This is a genomic window from Mesorhizobium sp. M5C.F.Ca.ET.164.01.1.1 (genome assembly GCF_004792125.1).
In the GTDB taxonomy this organism is placed as follows: Bacteria; Pseudomonadota; Alphaproteobacteria; order Rhizobiales; family Rhizobiaceae; genus Mesorhizobium; species Mesorhizobium wenxiniae.
In genome coordinates this window covers 1-342 of record NZ_SRTG01000299.1, presented here as the reverse complement: position 1 = coordinate 342, position 342 = coordinate 1, and the positions used below count along the sequence as shown (strand labels likewise).

At 56.1% G+C, this 342-nt stretch carries 1 protein-coding gene; it reads right to left on the bottom strand.

Features of this window, described 5'->3' with window-relative positions:
* A partial coding sequence (locus EN807_RS33555; RefSeq protein WP_281405256.1) for a nitrogenase component 1 occupies nt 1–342 on the bottom strand: 342 nt, incomplete at both ends.

Below are 342 nucleotides of genomic sequence, written 5' to 3'. Positions count from 1 at the left end.
CGTTGATCTTCGTGCCCCCGTCATACATGCGGTATTCACCGTCCGAAGGCGTATCGAACTGGTCAGAGGCATCCTGGATGAATGTGTAGGACACGCCCATTACATCGAGCAGGCGCTTGAGCTCCCGGTTGTTGCCGACGCAGAAGCCGTCGAAGCCCGGAATGATGTTGATGGTTCCTTCGATTTGCGTACGCTCCTGACCTTTCCAGAAGTGCTCCAAAATGCCTTTGACCATGTTGTCATAGCCGTCGACATGACTGCCAACGAAGGCCGGGGTGTGGGCAAAGGGCACGTCGAAGTCGCGCGGGACTGAATCTTCGTCCTTGGCGTTCTGGATGAAGC